This window comes from Rhodopila sp. (assembly GCF_965277165.1).
In the GTDB taxonomy this organism is placed as follows: domain Bacteria; phylum Pseudomonadota; class Alphaproteobacteria; order Acetobacterales; family Acetobacteraceae; genus Rhodopila.
In genome coordinates this window covers 1,978,958-1,995,308 of record NZ_CBDICE010000005.1, presented here as the reverse complement: position 1 = coordinate 1,995,308, position 16,351 = coordinate 1,978,958, and the positions used below count along the sequence as shown (strand labels likewise).

At 65.7% G+C, this 16,351-nt stretch carries 14 protein-coding genes; 1 reads left to right on the top strand and 13 read right to left on the bottom strand.

Going from position 1 to position 16,351, the window contains the following annotated elements:
- Window positions 1–10 precede the first annotated feature (10 nt).
- The 4 genes from ACQY4Y_RS09860 to ACQY4Y_RS09845 all read right to left on the bottom strand — a co-directional run bounded on the left by ACQY4Y_RS09860 (window position 11) and on the right by ACQY4Y_RS09845 (window position 5,627).
- On the bottom strand, window positions 11–2,548 hold the full coding sequence (locus tag ACQY4Y_RS09860) for an AsmA family protein (protein WP_428490368.1): 2,538 nt from the start codon (window positions 2,546–2,548) through the stop codon (window positions 11–13).
- A 2-nt stretch (window positions 2,549–2,550) separates the two neighbouring features.
- Window positions 2,551–3,537: an RluA family pseudouridine synthase gene (locus ACQY4Y_RS09855; RefSeq protein ID WP_428490367.1), complete on the bottom strand. Its 987-nt coding sequence runs from the start codon at window positions 3,535–3,537 to the stop codon at window positions 2,551–2,553.
- 227 nt (window positions 3,538–3,764) lie between these two features.
- Window positions 3,765–5,042, bottom strand: a complete 1,278-nt coding sequence (locus ACQY4Y_RS09850) for a hypothetical protein (protein ID WP_428490366.1) — start codon at window positions 5,040–5,042, stop codon at window positions 3,765–3,767.
- 315 nt (window positions 5,043–5,357) lie between these two features.
- The gene (locus ACQY4Y_RS09845) at window positions 5,358–5,627 is read right to left on the bottom strand and encodes a hypothetical protein (RefSeq protein ID WP_428490365.1); all 270 of its coding nucleotides are present in this window, start codon (window positions 5,625–5,627) and stop codon (window positions 5,358–5,360) included.
- A gap of 279 nt (window positions 5,628–5,906) precedes the next feature.
- On the opposite strand from ACQY4Y_RS09845, the gene ACQY4Y_RS09840 reads away from it, so the two are divergent.
- The gene (locus ACQY4Y_RS09840) at window positions 5,907–7,250 is read left to right on the top strand and encodes an NAD(P)/FAD-dependent oxidoreductase (RefSeq protein ID WP_428490364.1); all 1,344 of its coding nucleotides are present in this window, start codon (window positions 5,907–5,909) and stop codon (window positions 7,248–7,250) included.
- A 33-nt stretch (window positions 7,251–7,283) separates the two neighbouring features.
- Here ACQY4Y_RS09840 and fabG read toward each other — a convergent pair whose 3' ends face one another.
- From fabG to ACQY4Y_RS09795, 9 genes are all read right to left on the bottom strand, one after another.
- On the bottom strand, window positions 7,284–8,003 hold the full coding sequence (gene fabG, locus ACQY4Y_RS09835) for a 3-oxoacyl-ACP reductase FabG (RefSeq protein ID WP_428490363.1): 720 nt from the start codon (window positions 8,001–8,003) through the stop codon (window positions 7,284–7,286).
- Window positions 8,000–8,437 carry a hypothetical protein gene (locus ACQY4Y_RS09830; RefSeq protein ID WP_428490362.1) on the bottom strand — a complete coding sequence of 146 codons (438 nt, stop codon included), beginning with the start codon at window positions 8,435–8,437 and terminating at the stop codon, window positions 8,000–8,002. The genes fabG and ACQY4Y_RS09830 overlap by 4 nt, the downstream gene beginning before the upstream one ends.
- Window positions 8,431–9,246 carry a beta-ketoacyl synthase chain length factor gene (locus ACQY4Y_RS09825; RefSeq protein WP_428490361.1) on the bottom strand — a complete coding sequence of 272 codons (816 nt, stop codon included), beginning with the start codon at window positions 9,244–9,246 and terminating at the stop codon, window positions 8,431–8,433. The genes ACQY4Y_RS09830 and ACQY4Y_RS09825 overlap by 7 nt, the downstream gene beginning before the upstream one ends.
- Window positions 9,243–10,427 carry a beta-ketoacyl-ACP synthase gene (locus tag ACQY4Y_RS09820; RefSeq protein ID WP_428490360.1) on the bottom strand — a complete coding sequence of 395 codons (1,185 nt, stop codon included), beginning with the start codon at window positions 10,425–10,427 and terminating at the stop codon, window positions 9,243–9,245. The genes ACQY4Y_RS09825 and ACQY4Y_RS09820 overlap by 4 nt, the downstream gene beginning before the upstream one ends.
- A gap of 19 nt (window positions 10,428–10,446) precedes the next feature.
- Window positions 10,447–11,730, bottom strand: a complete 1,284-nt coding sequence (locus ACQY4Y_RS09815; RefSeq protein WP_428490359.1) for a hypothetical protein — start codon at window positions 11,728–11,730, stop codon at window positions 10,447–10,449.
- Window positions 11,730–12,401, bottom strand: a complete 672-nt coding sequence (locus ACQY4Y_RS09810) for a hypothetical protein (RefSeq protein WP_428490358.1) — start codon at window positions 12,399–12,401, stop codon at window positions 11,730–11,732. The genes ACQY4Y_RS09815 and ACQY4Y_RS09810 overlap by 1 nt, the downstream gene beginning before the upstream one ends.
- Entirely contained in the window at window positions 12,385–14,745 is a 2,361-nt protein-coding gene (locus tag ACQY4Y_RS09805; RefSeq protein WP_428490357.1) for an MMPL family transporter, read from the bottom strand. The genes ACQY4Y_RS09810 and ACQY4Y_RS09805 overlap by 17 nt, the downstream gene beginning before the upstream one ends.
- Window positions 14,746–14,759: 14 nt before the next feature.
- Entirely contained in the window at window positions 14,760–15,362 is a 603-nt protein-coding gene (locus ACQY4Y_RS09800) for a LolA-related protein (protein WP_428490356.1), read from the bottom strand.
- A gap of 106 nt (window positions 15,363–15,468) precedes the next feature.
- Window positions 15,469–16,311: a hypothetical protein gene (locus ACQY4Y_RS09795; RefSeq protein WP_428490355.1), complete on the bottom strand. Its 843-nt coding sequence runs from the start codon at window positions 16,309–16,311 to the stop codon at window positions 15,469–15,471.
- Window positions 16,312–16,351 lie beyond the last annotated feature (40 nt).

Sequence of the window (16,351 nt, the reverse complement as noted above, 5' to 3'; positions counted from 1 at the left end):
GTTTGGGCTTTCATCGAAACAGGTTTTTCAGCAACGCGCCCGGATTGGGCAGGGCGTTGGGTTGGGAGTTCTTGGCGGCGGCGGCCGGTGGCAGCGCGGCCTGGCCGCGCGCTGCCGCCAACGCCGCCGGGCACATATCGGAGGTGCCGCTACCCAGCAGCTTGTCGGCGCCGAGCAGACCGCCGACGACGCCCAGGGGGGTGGCATTTCCGAGTACGACGCCGGCGACGGTGCCGGCGTTGGCCTCGGCGGCGCCGAGATCGTTGACCTTGACCGAGGGATCACGGATCGGGCCGGATACGGCGATCGGAATCACCACGCCGGTGCCGCCGACCCTCGCCTGGGGGCGCAGCGCCATAGCCAGAGTTTCGGCGCCGAGGTTGACGGTTCCGATGCCGGACATGGTCAGCAGCGAGGAGCTCAGTGCCAACGGCTTGATCGCGGCCACGCCGTTCTTGGCGTCGATGCGAACGGCGAAGCATCTGAGCGCGCTGGTGCCGCCCTTGCCGACCAGGTTGAGCGCGTTGAGCGAGTCCATCACCTTGCCCAGCAGGCTGCCGAGCAGTCGGTTGTCGATGGTGCCGGAGGCCATGGCGAGACCGAGCGAGCCATCGAGTGAGGCGGCGATGGCGTGCGGGCTGGCGCCGGCGCCGCTGAGGTCGGCGTAGAGCTCGACGTTGCCGCTGGCGTAGGACGGCTGATGGGCGGCGGCGAGGAGGGTTTTCAGCGCCAGGCCGGGGGCGTGCAGCACCAGATGGACGGGTGGCGCGGGCCGGGTGGCATCGGCCGAGAGGTTGCCGGTGAGGTGGCCGCCCGGCAGGTCGGCGGCGAACGGATTGACCTGGAGTTTCCCATTGGCCAGGACGGCGTGGGTGTCGATCGCCTTGTAGTCGGCGCCTCCACTGCGCAGGTCGGCGATGTTCAGTTTCAGGTCGGCATCGGCGGCGCGCAGCAGGTCGAACGGGATCGGCTGGTCGGAGAACAGTCTCCCGCCGCGGTGCGCGGGGGCGGGGGGCGCCTGGGTGCCGGCGGCCGGTTTGGCCGGGGTGGGGGCGGGCATCTGGTCGATGGCCTGCTGTATCGCGTCCAGGTCGATGCGGTTCGAGCGGAGCACGGCGGTCAGCGCCGGGCGGGCGGCCAGACCGAGCGTGGCATCGCCGGCCATGTCGCCGTCGGCGCTGGTCAGGGTCAGGGCGTGCAGCGCGGCGCCGTGACGGAGACCGCCTTTGACATCGGTCAGGCCGGCTTGGAGGGCGATCGACTTGATTGCGGGCAGCGGGCGGCGGGCGAGCGGCGACAGTGCCGACAGGTCGGGGATTTGCGCGGCCAGAGCGAGGTTCACGCCGGACATTGCGCGGGCGTCGGCGAGTGTGCCTTTGGCCGAGGCGGTGGCTCCGGCGGCCTGGAGGTTGACATCGACCGGGAAGGGGGCGGGCTTGGCGCCCGGCATCAGCAGTGCGGGCGGGCCGAAGGTGGCGTTGATTGCCGCGGGCTGGGTGCCGAGCTTGGCGGTGGCGGTGAGTTTCATTGGCTGGTCGAGGCGGGCGGCGTCGAGATCCAGTTTGTCGAGCGTCAGGCCGGGCATCTGCGTGCCGAGGTCGGAGGCGCCGACATGCAGGGTCAGGGAGGAGATGTCGGGCATGGGGGCGCCCGAGTCGGCGATCTTGGCGGCGAAGGTCACGTCGTGCAGCGGCGGGGGTGAGAAGCCTTGCAGCAAGGGCTGCAACGCGGTGGCGTCGGGCACGCTGCCGTTCAGGCTGAGGGTGTAGCCCTTGCCTTGCAGCGGCTGGGTGATCGATCCGTCGGCGGTGAGTTTTGCTCCGGCGGCGGTTAGGATCAGCTTGACCGGCCAGGGCGAGGTGGCGGCGGGCAGTTGCAGGCGGGTCAGGCTGCCGGTGTCGGCGGTGAGGGTGAACGGGGTGGCGTTGTAGCTGGCGTCGGCGTCCAGGTGCAGCGGGGAGTCGGGCGAGGCGGAGGTGGCCTGCAGTTTGGGCAGCAGCAGGGTGGTGGTCTTGCCGCTGGCGTCGTCGCGGTAGGCCAGGGTGCCGTCCTGGATGCGGATTGAATTGACGCTGACGGCGGTGGTTGCCTTGCCGGTGGCGGTTGGCGCCGGCTGCTGGGACCCGGCTGGCGCGGTGGGCGAGACTTCCGGGGTCAGTTGCCAGTTGGGTGGGCCGGTCGGGGGTTTTTCCAGCAGGATGTCGGGGTGGATCAGCACCAGGCGTTCGATCTCGATGCGTTTCGACAGCAGCGGCAGCAGGCCGAGTTCGAGTTCCATCGACTGCAGGGTGGCCATTTGCGGGCGGGAGAAGCCGGGCGGGTTGGCGAAGGCGACGTTGTCCACGCGGATGGTTGGGGTCAGCGAGAATTTAAGGCCGATCTTGCCGTTGAGGGCGAGGTCTCGGCCGGTGGCGCGCTTGACCGCTTCGATGATGCGCGGCTTGAGGCTGTTGGGGTCGAAGCGGCTGATGAACACCGCTCCGGCGCCGACCGCGAGGACGATGACCGCGGCGGCGGCGATCAGCGTGATGCGGAGTGCTCGGGGCATGGTCATCGTCTCCGGGGTGGCTGGGCCGGGGGGCTGTGGAAGCCCAGGGTCTTGAAGGTGGCCCTCATATGGGGTGGCAGCTCGGCTTCCAAGGTCAGGGTGCCGCCGGCGGGGTGGGGCAGTGTCAGGCGTCTGGCGTGGAGGTGGAGGTCGCTGGACAGGCCCTCGACCAGGGCGGCGAAGGCCATGTTCTGGTCGGGTTGTTCGTATTTTTCGTCGCCCAGGATGGGGGCGCGGATGGCGACGCAGTGGACGCGGAGTTGGTGGGTGCGCCCGGTCTGGGGTTTCAGTTCGAGCCAGGCGAGTTTGCGGGCGGCGTGGTCGAGGGTGAGGTAGTCGGTGATGGCTCGGGCGGCGTTGGGGTCGTCGCGGTCGGCCGGGGCGGTGCGTTCGCCGCGGGCGCCGCCGACGCGTTTGAGGGGCAGGTCGATGCGGCCCTCGGGCGGGACGGGGCGGCCGGCGACGACGGCCCAGTAGGTTTTTTCGATGTCGCGGCCGCGGAACAGAGCGGCGAGCTTGGCGGCGGTGCCGGGGGTGCGGGCGAGCAGCAGCAGGCCGGTGGTGTCTCGGTCGAGGCGGTGGACCAGGCGGGGGCGGTGTTCGGAGTTTTGGCGGAGGGCGTCGAGCATGGCGTCGAGGTGGCGGGTGATGCCAGGGCCGCCTTGGACTGGGAGGCCGTAGGGTTTGTTGAGGGCGATGATTTGGTCGTCCTGGTAGATGACGGCCTGGCGCAGGTCCTTGGCGTCGTGGGGGTCGATGCGGGGGGGTGGTTTTGGTTCGGCTTGGGCTTCCATCCGAGGGATTTTTATGGATTGGCCGGGGGTGAGGCGGGTGGCGGTGTCGGCTTTGGTGCCGTCGACGCGGATTTGGCCGGTGCGGCACCATTTCTGAATCAGGCTTTGTTGCAGGCCGGGGTGGTGGCGGCGGCACCAGCGGTCGAGGCGGATGTTGGCTTCGTCCTCGGTTACGGTGCGGGTTTCGGGGGTCATGGGGGGCGGGTTTTGGAGTTTTGGGGGAGGTGGGTCAAGGCGGGGGGGGGTCAGGATGGTCAGCGCGATCCGTCCGTCACGCCGAAACTCCCAGTGTTGGATTTTCTCGAAGATTTGGCAACGCAGTTGACGCCGCTGCGTCACCCAACCCCTTTCGGCCAGTTTAATTTCTGGATCGCTCCGAAAACACCCGCATGAGCGGCCAGCGCAAACGTCTCGAACCTCTTTCAGTTTTGCCCCAGTGAGCGGCCAGTAATCGAAGAAAGGTCCGCTATCAGCGTGCGCGCTATTGACCGAAAATCAACACCCCCACTTCGAGCGACCTCAGTGCGTCTAGCAACGGCTTCCGGCGAGAACAGCGATCTCACCTCAATACGATCAACCTCGTCCATTCCAACACAGAGTTCCTCGAAAAAGTCGAAAGCTGGGGCCGTTACAAAGTCCTGCGCCAGTGGGCCAATTCCGCACGCCCGAAGAGAATAAACATCAAGAATTTCAGCAAATCCCTTGTCGAAGGTTAGCATCGCTGGAAAGTAATAATGAACTTCCTGAGCAAGGTCTCTACTCAGCATATGCGTCACTTGTCTGAAATGATAGAGGTCCCAAGCCATGCCGTTCAGAGTTCGGAGCAAATCGTCACGGCCCGACTGTATCTTCCCAAAAAACTTGAGATTCTGTCCTTTCGTAAAGTATCTCACTCCCAAGACCGCCTCGGCCAGGAACATTGATTGTAACGTTTGATCCATGAAATGCATAAGTTGCCTAATTTTTTGCTGAAGTGTCCGCGTTGACCTGTCGAATTGGATACACGCGCATTTCAATAGTATCACAAGAAAAATAGTTTGGTTGCGCTCCAAAATATCATAGAATTGCGTATTGCGTGCCATTTGCAGCATAGACGCGACAGTCTCTTGGGCTTTCTTGTTTAGATCGTGATCACTCAATCTGCTCAGTGCTTGGCCCGTGGTGCGGAGCAAGTCTAGGTCTATCGTTCTAAGGATCTCGTACCCCCTAGCCTTCTGATAGATGGCCTCGTAGTTATTGGGATTTTCGATATTGCTGAGGTTCTCCAGCATATAGGGCATGGGGTCGCAATTTGTCTCCCTTTTCGACAAAAAATAGAATACCTCCTCGAAATCTTTTGGCAATCTGCTCGTTCTTCTTCCCAAATATGGTTCGATGCAACTAACCGCTTGAGTATCCAGCGAAATTGAGAAGTCCATCGGAAATACAACGGATTGAGAGGCTAAAGTCGCGGTGGCCACACGGTCATCGACAACGACAACATGCTCGCCTACGAAAGGGCTTTTTACGATCGCGCCTGCACCAAACGTCCTATTGACGGCGAAACCAGCTTGAGGCCCACGGTCAGACGCGAGCACAAATCGCCACCCTTTGAGCAAGTCTCGGAACTGTAAATATTTTAAGAATGCTAGTTGCTTTGTAGGCATGTGGCAGATTTCGCTTGCCACTTCGAATGCCGTCACATTCAAACTGCTTCGCATGGACTCACCTCCTTCACGCTCGCTTACCCAACGTCAAAATCTTGAGCGGGAGACTTCGTTATCGGTGGCAGCGTTCGACGGGTCGGCGATTGCCGGCATTGCCGAATTCCTGCCCTGTAAACGGACCCGGATGGGGCAGGAGGCGGTGCCTCCAGTCGCGCGATTTGCGCCAAATGACTTTACAGTCCGGCGTCACCAACCTGCGTCGAACCGGAACTCGCAGACCAACCAAACCAAAAGCGCCGAACCGCGTCCGCAGCCGCAATCGCCGTGCCGCGCCGGCAGCCGCAATCGCCGTATCGGGCCCGCGGCCGGTCAGCCGCGCGCCCGGCCGATCACCGCGCCAAGGCACACCGCGACCAGCATCGAAGTCAGCGGCCGTTGCTCCACCTGCCGTGCCAGGCTTTCCAGCCTGTTCCGCAGCAGTGAACTGGTGTCGGCAAAGAACTGTCCCACATCCGCACTGAATTTGTTGACGGCGGGCGTGACCCGGTCGACTGCAAGCGAGTCGACCTGGCCACGCAGCCGAGCAACCTGCGTCTCGAGGTCTTTGGGTTTCCCGGCTGTGTTGTCGGTGATCGCCATGGCGCCCTGCTTCCCGGTTGTTGAATCCGACGACCGCGGATCAGGCAACACCCTGCGTCGGCGGGATTGCCGATGATCCAACTGGGTCCGTGAGTAAAGCTTTTCCGCGTGATTGGCACGACATGGTCAACTTGGTCACCGGAATGTGGTTGCGCTGGTCCCCAGCAACCTGCGTGCGGGCTTCGCGGAAACAGCCCTCAAGCCTCGGCTGGCGAAAAATCCCCAGCGCAACGCTTCGCACAATCCTGCTAATGTTCAGCCTTCAGCACCGGAGGCAACGTGGCCGGCCAGCCATCCCATCCGAACACCGGGCCATACACCGGGCCATCGCCGCCCCAGACAACCGGCGACTGCGAGGTCCTGGTGGTCGGCGGCGGCCCGGCCGGGTCAACTGCCGCCTGCCTGCTTGCCGACCGCGGCTTCAAGGTCGTGCTGCTGGAAAAGGACCATCATCCGCGGTTCCATATCGGCGAAAGCCTGCTTCCGCTCAACCTGCCACTGTTCCAGCAACTCGGCATCGCCGCCGAAATCGAACGCATCGGCATGCCGAAATGGGGCGTGGATTTCACCTCCCCGACCCATGGCCGCAGCGTCAGCTTCGAATTCGCCAAGGCCTGGAACAAGACCTTGCCGTATTCCTTTCAGGTCAGGCGTTCGGAACTCGACCACATCCTGCTCAACAACGCAGCCGCCAAGGGCGCGACGGTGATCGAGGGCTGGCGCGTGGCCGAACTCGACCTTGCCGGCGCCGGCGTCCTGGTCACCGCGGAATCGGCCATCGGCGAACAACGCCATTGGCGAGCGCGGTTTCTGATCGACGCCTCGGGCCGCGATACGCTGGTCGCTAACAAGCTCGGCCTCAAGGACCGCAACAGGCGCCATGCCAGCGCGGCGATCTATGGGCATTTCACCGGCGCCCGCCGCCAGCAGGGTCGCGCCGAAGGCAACATCAGCATCTTCTGGTTCGACCATGGCTGGATCTGGTTCATCCCGCTCGTCGATGGCACGACCAGTGTCGGCGCGGTGTGTCCGCCGGACTACCTGAAGTCGCGCACGACCGACATCACCAGCTTTTTTCGCGACACCATCGCCGCCGCTCCGGCGCTCGCCGAACGGCTTTCGGGGGCCACGATGACAGGCCCGGCAACCGCCACCGGGAATTACTCCTACCAGGCGCGCAGCATGGTCGGGCGCAACTATCTGCTGGTCGGCGACGCTTATGCGTTCATCGACCCGGTATTCTCGACCGGCGTCTATCTTGCGATGAACAGCGCCTTCCGCGCCGCCGACACCCTCGCCACGGTGCTCAGGTCCCCGCACCGCGCCGCGAGCGCACTGGCTCGGTTTGACGGCGAGGTGCGGCAGGGGATCGACCGCTTTTCATGGTTCATCTACCGCATGAACCAGCCGGTGCTGCGGGACCTGTTCATGAACCCGCGAAACATTCTGGGTATGCGGGAAGCCATGCTTTCGATGTTGTCGGGGGACGTTTTCGGGGCGTCGCCGGTGCATCGCAGGCTGGCCTTGTTCAAAGGCCTGTATTACGCGAAGACCCTGCATCGCCGGTTCAGCGGGATCGCCAACGCAGTGCCACGGACCATCCAGCCGGTGGCCGCCGGCTGATATCGATCCTGGGGGCCGGGGCGCCGACCCGCATCAGATCATGCCGCCGTTGATCGAGATGACCTGCCCGGAGATGTATGCCGCGCCGTCGGAGGCCAGGAACGCGACCAGCTCCGCCACTTCCTCCGGCTGGCCGACACGTTTCATCGGCACCAGCCGCTCGACCGCGTCGCGCGGAAACGCCTGCTCGGTGCTTGGCGATGCGATGATGCCGGGGGCGACGGCATTCACGGTGATGCCACGGGTCGCCAGTTCCAGCGCGAGCGATCGCGTGGCTCCGTGCAGCCCGGCTTTGGCGGCGGCGTAATTGACCTGACCCCGGTTGCCCGCGATAGCCGATACCGAGGATAGCGAAACAATGCGACCCCATCGCGTGCGGATCATCGGCAGCAGCAGCGGTTGGGTGACGTTGAAGAAGCCGTTCAGCGAAACGTCCAGCACGCGCGACCATTGCTGCCGCGCCATGCCGGGCATCACCGCGTCGTCGTGCACGCCGGCATTGTTGACCAGTATCTGGATCGGGCCGTCCGCCAGCAGCCGGATCAACGCCGCTTCGGTTGCAACGGGATCAACGATATCGAACTGAACGGCCTCGGCGGACGCGCCAAGCTGGGTCAGCTCGTCGGCCAGCGCCCGGCCGATGTCGATCCCCTGGTGCGCATGAATGACGACATGATGTCCCACGCTAGCCAGGCGGCGCACGATCGCTCGTCCCAGCGAGCCACTGCCGCCGGTCACCAGGGCGCGTTTCAAGCGACGCTCTGTTCAAGCACAACCGCCGCCTGCCCGCTCAACAGCAAGCCGCCATCGTGGCGGACGCCGAAGCCGTAGATCACCCGGTCACCCTCGCCGAACAAGCGTTCGGCATCGACGTCGAGCCCACCCGGGACGGTGTCGAGGCGATCGGTGTGACAGCAAACCGATCGCAGGCTGGCCAGGTAGCCGCGGCGCGGCATTGCGCCAGCGCCGCCGGCCAGAGCCGCGTGCAGCGCCATCGCCTGGGCGGCGTATTCCACTCCGCACAGGATCCCGATGCCTCCATCGCGGCGCATTGGATTACCCAACCATGAATGGGTCGTGCTCACGCAGGTGATTCGGGTCGCGTCCCAGGACAGCACGCCGTCGAGCAGGCACATGGACCCGGCATGGGGGATCAGCCGAGCGATATCGGGCTTGTCGATCAGCACGGCCGCACTTCCACATCGAGGCCGCCGCGGCTCAGGTCGAGCCGGACAGTGCCGCTCGACCGCTTGGCCAGCATGACCAACAGCGGCAACGCCCGCGCCGTGGGGTTGCCGCGACGCAGCGCCTCCAGGCCACGATCGGCGCAGCCGCTCGCAACCCCACCGTCGGTTAGCGAGAGGCGCAGTTCCGCCAGCCCGGCCCGCGATGAAGCATCCTGGGGTCCCGGCCGCAACACCAGCGCCACCCCGAACCCGGCGTCGATGTGTCGCATCTGATCCAGCGGCGGGGGATAGGGCAGGTCGTAGGCAACCAACAGGATCGCCCGCTCGGCCGCCACCGCCTGCACCGCGGCTTCAAGCAGGCCCGCCGCGAAGCTCGCATCGTGGCAACTGACGCTGCTGACCGGTTCGCGTGACTGAACCGCGATGCCCCAATAGCCCGACGGGGCGTTGTGCACCGAATTATGAAACCGCGTCGGCGACACCTCGCGCTGGACGGTTTCCAGCGCCGCCAGAATGGCCGCTATGGTTTCTCCGTCGGCGCCGGAGGAGGCGAACACCGCCGCGAGCTGGCCGGCATCGCGTCCGGACTGCGCGACCGCCGCCGCCCCGACCTGCAGGGCCAGCTTGACCGAGGGCACCGCCCGTCGCCGTTCCGCGGCCGAAAGTTGTACCGGTGCCTGCAGAACAAGCGGTGCGGCGCAATGCGGTTCATGGCCGCTCAGCACCGCGTGGCCCGACGCCCAATCCGAGAGGCCTGGGCCGCATAGGGCGACCGCTTCCACCGCCACCCGAAGCGCGCCCGTGCTCATTCCGCGCGCCCCAGGATCAGGCTGGCATTGCTGCCCCCGAAACCGAACGAATTCGACAGCACGCGGTCGATCCGACCCGGCTGCGATACGGTCACGTAGCAACAGTGCAAATCCGGATCGCGCGCCGTGGTGTGCGGGCTGCCCGGGGTGAAGCTCTCGCGGATCGACAGCGCGGCGATGACCGCCTCGACAATGCCGGATGCGCCCAGCGTGTGCCCGGTGTGGCCTTTCGTGGAACTGCACGGCGTGGCCTCGCCGAACAGCGACACCACGGCCTGATCCTCGGCCGCGTCGCCAATCCGGGTCGCCGTGCCATGCAGGTTGATCGCGTCGATCTGCCGCGGCTCCAGGCCGGCGGCAATCAGCGCCCGCGACATCGACAGCATGGCGCCCGCCCCGTCCGCCCGCGGCGTCGACATGTGGTGCGCATCGCTGCTCTCGCCCACACCCAACACCAGTACGCCGCCGCCATGCGCCGCCTGCGACGCTTGGTCCACCCGCTCCAGCAGGGCGAAGCCTGCGGCCTCGCCGATCGACAGACCGTCGCGCCCCGCGTCGAACGGCCGGCACGGGCCGGTGGCCAGCAACTGCAGTGCGTTGAAGCCATACAGCGTCGTCAGGCACAGACTGTCGGCGCCCCCGACGATCGCCGCGTCGCACATTCCGGTCTCGATCATCCGCGCCGCGGTTGCGAACACCTTGGTGGTGGACGCACAGGCCGAGGACACGACCAGGGCCGGCCCGCTTACGTCAAGCGTCGCGGTGACGAAGGCGGCAATGGAGAAAATGCTCTGCGTCCCGGCGTAATCGAAATCATCCGGCAGTCGCCCGTCTGCGTCGCGCCGACGCCAGGCCTGCTCGGTTTGCAGCATTCCCGATGTGCTGGTACCCAGGAAAACGCCGATCCGGGCAGCACCGTAACGAGCTTTCGCCGCCGCAACCGCAGCCTCGAATCCGTCCTGCGCGAGGGCCAGCCGAGCCAGGCGGTTGTTGCGGCAATCGAAGCGGGCCAAGGCCGGATCGAGGCGCAACTGGTCCAGCCCCGGTACCTCCCCGAGATAGGTCGGCAGATCGACGGTCTCGAACCGGCAGGGAAGCAACCCGCTGGATCCGCGCCGCAGCGCCGCGAGGGTTGCCTGCAGGCCGTTCCCCAGGCTGCTGGCGATACACATGGCGGTCATCGCAAGCGGTCGCACGGCCTTAATGCCCCGTCGTGACCAGCAATGGTCCCGCCGCCCCGATCGAGGCCGCCGACGTTTCGATCGCCGCATAGTAGCGGGCGTAAAATGCCGGAAAATCCGGGGCCGATCGCAGCCGAGGATGGTGTGAAAGCCACCAGCTCAACGGTCGCCGATCGGCCTCGATGCGCCCGTATAGCGAACGGAAATGGCGCAGGTCGGCGGCAAGGTCGGTATAGCGCGGCTGCGCGGCGATCCGGCGGTACCAACCCTCGTAAGGCCCGAAAACCGGGTCATCGTAGAAGATAAGTTGCAGATCGGTGTTGTAGACCTGATTGTCGCGTGTGACGGGCGCGAACGTGGCGATTGCGCCCGGCCGTGTCGGCAGCCCCTCGCCGGCCAGCACCGCGCGTCGGGCCGGGCCGTCGTCCCAGACGGCGAGCAGATGATCGAGCGGCATGTCGTTGGCGCGACGCATGATATTCACGAATTCGTTCTTTGGCACCGGGAAGTCAAACGCCGCAATCAGAAATAATCGTTTGGTCGGCCATAGCGGCCAGAATCCGATCGCGGACAAGGCGTTATGGGCGACATGGATGCAGTTGTCGTTCAGCACACTCCATTCATACTTCGCCTTGCCCTCGCGATAGGGCCGATTGAGTCCGTTCAGGTAATCGACGATATGCGCCATCTGCGCCGCCGAAACCGGCACCCGGGCGCAGTATCGGTCGCGGGCATAGCCAATGGCGTAGTCGGTGCCGATCGAGATCTCATATTTGAAGGCGTCGCGCGCATAGCCGGGCGGCATGTCCTCGAACACGCGGTTATGGAAGCGGATGGCATCGTAGATGCCCAGTCGTTTCGCGTGCGCCTTGGTCGCGTCGTAGATCCGACGGGTCAGCGCCTGGCCCGGCCGCAGGTCACCGTGGTAGAAGAAATTGCGTCCCGGGATCGCCACCCAGTTGGCGTTGGAGAAATGCCCGTTCACGCTCAAACCCACGCCATGGGCTGCCGGATCGACCGGGCACACGGCGATTTCCGGATAACCGCCTCGCTTCAGGCAGACCCCGTTGAGGTAAATTGTCGAGTGACCGCCGACGCCGCCTCTGATGTCCGCTCCATAGCCTGGTTTTTTTTGGATTTCCGACAGCGCGCAGAACTCGAGATAGAAGGGCTTGAGCGCGGTATAGGAAGCCTCGTCATGCGGCGGTTCGGGTGAGGGCAGCGGCAGCGTGGCACACCCTGTCAGGCTTCCTGCCAGGGCGCAGAGCAATAAGCTAAACAGGATCAGGCAGCGGCGTCGCATCAGCGCACCTGCGCCGGCCGCGGCGGAAACGGATTGCGCTGCAGCATCAGCCGCCAAAGACGCTGCCAAGTTTGCCAATCATGCGCCCCATCCACGCTAACAACTCGGTCGGCGGGCAACAGGTCCGCCATGAGGGCACTCGTCGTGGCGAACCGGTCTTGGAGCGCATGTCCTAACAGGATCGGTGGCAACTTGCCGAACGGCGTCGTCGCCAGCCAGGCCAGCAGCGTCCCATCGGGCTGTTGCCCCGGGTTCGTCGCGGCCCAGCGGCGCAGGCCACCTGCCCGCACGACCTCGGCGATCAGCCCGGTGCTCGCCAGATACGGCGTCAGCAGCATCAGCCCCTCGGCCAAAGCGGGACGGGCCCGGACGCAGCGCAGGATTCCCTGGCAGCCCAGACTGATGCCACTCAGCCAAACCCGCGAGGCTCCGGCCGCGCGCCTCGCCTGTTCGATGCCGTCGAGCAAACGAGACGTGACCGAACCATCCAAGTAGGCGTCCAGCCCGGGATCGACGGTGGCGATCGCCAGCGGCCGGTTTGGCTGGTCAACCGCCGCGATCATGCCGTTGGCCTGGAAGTCGGCGCCCCGGATGCCAGTGCCGGGCACCATGACCAGAAGCCGGTCTCGATCACCGTCGGTGTAGGAGACGACCTCAGTGCGCGGCGGCATCGGATGGCGAGGGAGGCTGCATGGGTGACATGATGATCGTGGCGAACACTAGGGTCAGGAATGTGCCGATGGCCACCGGCAAACCAAGATCGTGCAGCACCGGCGTGCGCGACAGCGCCAGGACCCCGAAGCCGGCGACGGTGCAGGCGTTGGCCAGCAGCAGCGACGCCAGCACCCGCGGCATCCCGGCCGGATCGCCTCGCTGGCGGTCGAAGAACAGGCAATAGTTCGACCCGATCGCCACCACCAGCAGCACACCGAACAGGTTGAAGATCGACAGCGCGTGGCCGCCCCACCTGAGCGCGGCGAGCGTTACCAGCACCGCGGCGGTCAGCGGAGCCGTTACCGCCGCCAGCCGTGGCAACGACCGCAGACTGGCTGCCAGCAGCAGGACGATCGCTGCTGCCCCCAGGCAAGCCAGGCTGACCCCTTCGCGCAGATAAGCCGCCAACAGGCGATCCGATTCGGCGTGCAGGTCGACCAGCGTGGCCCCCGGCACAGCCGCGATTGATCGGGCGATGAGTTCGGGCGCGGTGACACCGCGCAACGATAGCATCGCGGTCCAGCCTTCCCGCTGCCGCGTCAGCAACTGATCGAGCTTCAGCGACAGGGACGTGCCGTCGAGGTCGCTGCGCGTGATCAACGGCGCGGAACGCGCCTTGTCCAGCGCGGCGATGAAGGGCGCGAACAGCCCCGGCTGGAACGGCAGGCCTTGCAGCGCGGCATCCATTGCGCTCCGCAGCTCCGCCGCATCGGGCAAAGCGGCTTGTCGAGCCCGCTGTGTCGCCAAGCTGGGCAAGTAACGAGTTGGGCTGTCGAACCCGGCCAGGGCGGGCCGGCCGAGCGGGTGGGGGCCGACCAGCGGTGCAAGCGCCGTCCCGACGCGCTCGGCCGCCTGCAGTGCGGCTTCCTGGTCGGGGCGCCGGATCACGATCAAAAAGCCCGCGTCCGGCGCCCGCATGTCGTGGCGCAATGACTGGTCCAGGCGCAGCTCGGCCGGTGGGACCGGACTCAGGCTGGCAAGATCGCCCGCCCAAAATCGACCCCGGTCCATCGCGAGAGAGACCGCGGCAACGCCAACCAACGCCAGAACGCCGATCCGAAGCCGGCGCCCACGCATCGCCAAAGTGGCGATCCGCATCATCGTCGGAGACTGTCGAACGCCGGCGAACCGAGCCGGGATCAGCACCGGCAGCACCCACCGCGTCACGCATACCGCGACCGCGAGGCCAATGATGGTAAACAGCCCAAGCTGAGAAAAGCCCTCGAAGCTCGACAGCAACATGGCGGAGAAGCCGCAGATCGAGGTCAGCACGCCTAAGCGAAGCGTCGGCCAGATCCGGGCCATCGTCGCCTCGACCGGACTGTCGGGCGCGGTCTGGGTGAACAGGTAGACCGCGTAATCGACCGCCTCACCGATCAGTGTCGCGCCAAAGCCCAGCGTGATGCCATGCACGGCCCGGAACACCAGGCCGACCGCGGCGATGCCGACCAAGGCTCCACTGACGACCGGAACGAACGCCAGCAGCAGAACTCGCAGCGAGCGGTAGACCAACAGCAGCGCCGTCGCCACCAGCAGTCCGGCCGCGACGGACAGTCGTGTCGCATCCGACTTGATCCGATCGCGTGCCTGCACCGCGAACACCGGCGGCCCGGTCAACAGCAAGCGGGCCGCGGTGTCCGGCGGATCTTTCGTCGCGGCGGCGAACGCCGAACGGATCGCCGCGAGCGCGCGTTGCGCAGCGTCGATATCGGATCCAGCCGCGCGTAGCCGGACCAGCATCAAGGCGCGGCCGCCATCGGGGGAAACCCAGACGCCGTCATGCCTGGCCGGGCCTTCGCCGCCACCGGTTTGCTGTTCGATCATATGCAGCATCTCGCCAGTCGGATCGGCCGGGAGCATGTGCTCGACCAGCACACTGGCCGAGGATGCAAGCTCGGCCAGGTCGTGCCGCAGAGCGGTGCGCAACCCGGCGGTGGTGAAGCGATCGGCGTCGATGCGGTCGCTCAACAGATACCGATTGGACCACAGGAAGGCACGGTCGCGCTGGAAGCCGCGGTCTTCGCCGTTCTCGACCGCGACGAAATCGTCGTTGCCGCGCAGCCGTTCGGCCAGCCGCTTGCTGATCGCCGCGGAACGGTCGGCGGTGACGCCTTCGATCGCAACCAGAACCAGGCGGGAGACGACCCCGTCGCGAAACTGATCGACCAGCACCCGTTGCGCCGGGGACGCCGCCCTGGGCAGGAACGCGGTCATGTCGGTATCGACGTGCAGCCGCGAGACAAGCAAAGCCGACGCCGCGATCAATACGATCCAGATCACGATCGAGGTTCGGCGAACCACCCTCGCATCTGTCCTCAAGGCGTTTGCTCGACGATTGCCATGTCGGTGCGGTCGCCTGCACCGTTGGCGGTATCGATCGCGGTGATGCGTTCCGCGTAGCCGCTGACCCGCATCCACTGTAGAACCGCCTGCTGTGCCGGATCGCGCGGCTGTAGCACGAGTTGCCAGTGGCCGATGGTGCCCGAAGCGGTGACGTCGAAGATCCGCCGCAACGCTTCGCCGTCGCCGGACAGCGTGGCGCGTATGCTTTCCACCAGGACGCCGATTTCAGGATGCTCGCGCAGCGACAGGACGATCGGCGAGGTGGCGGTGCCACGGTCGATCGTCAGCCTGTCCCGATCGATCGTCAGCCGCTCCGCTGGGGCGTCGGCGGTTGCGTCGGTGACCTTTTCCAGATGCGCCGGCGCGGCGAAAAGCAATGAGCCGCGGGTTTCGATGGGCTTGTTCAGCACATGCAGATAGCGATGTTCGACGTAGCGGGCGTCGACGTGGTGAACGGAGCGCAGTTGCGCCATGATCTGCTGCAGAGTGACCGGGATTTCGGAGCCGGACCCGGCGGCCAGAACCGGGTGTGCCGCCAGAAGCCCAAGCAGGACGATGCCCGCGAGCGGCTTCATGCCGGGCCAGCCATAGCCTGACTGTGCACGCTGTAACTGGCCTGGCTGTTTGTTTTGTCGCATGATTCAGGCGCCTTGGACGTTCCGCCCAGCGGGATCATGCTCTCTAGGCCCAGAAATCGAAGAAGTTGAACCAGTTGTATGGAGCCATCCGGCAGTAATGTTCCAGCCTGGCGGCATAGCGGGTGATCAGTGCACGGGTTTGCGCCGGATCGGGCTTCGCGGCTGAGGCGGCAGCCAGGCGCTCGAAATGGATCTCGTAGCGATTGCCGCCCAGGAACAGGCCCACCATCAGCACGACCGGCGGACGCAGCAGCCCCGCCAGCCGAGCCGGACCGGTCGGAAAGGCGGCCTCGCCGCCAAGGAACCAAACCCTGATGGGCGAATCGGTCTGCAATGTCCGGTCAGCCAGCATGCCGACGAAGCCACCTTGGTCCAGGCAGTCCCTGATCTCGATCATGGCCGCCGGCGTGCCCAGTCCGATGATGCTGGGTGCGAGATGGGGGTTGATCGCGTTCAGCGCGGCGCCGATCTTGCGCCCGGTTTCCTCATACATGGCAAGGCTGACGGTCAAATCCGGCTGCTGGCGCCCGACCAGGCGCAGCACTTCGAAACTGCCGTGGTGGGCGCCCAGCAACAGGCAGCCGCCGCCCTGCGCCAAGATGTCGGCGACGATCTCACCGCCATGGATGGCGATGTCGAACCGATTCGCCTCGTCATTCAGCAGAAAGACCCGGTCCAGCACCGTGGTGGCGAAGGTGAAAAAATGCCGCAGCACGTCGCGCGTTCGCGGCTTATGCCCGAGCACGCGCGCCAGATAGCGATTGGAGGCGACGCGCGCTTCGGCGTGCAGGATGAAGAAGCCCAGGCAGACCGGTCCCAGCAGCGTACGGGTCAGAGGGCGGCCAAGGCAGCGGGCGATCCAGACCGCGATCCGCAGAACCGCCATGGAGCCGATCTCGCGACGGTCGCTCCAGTGGGTCTCGCGG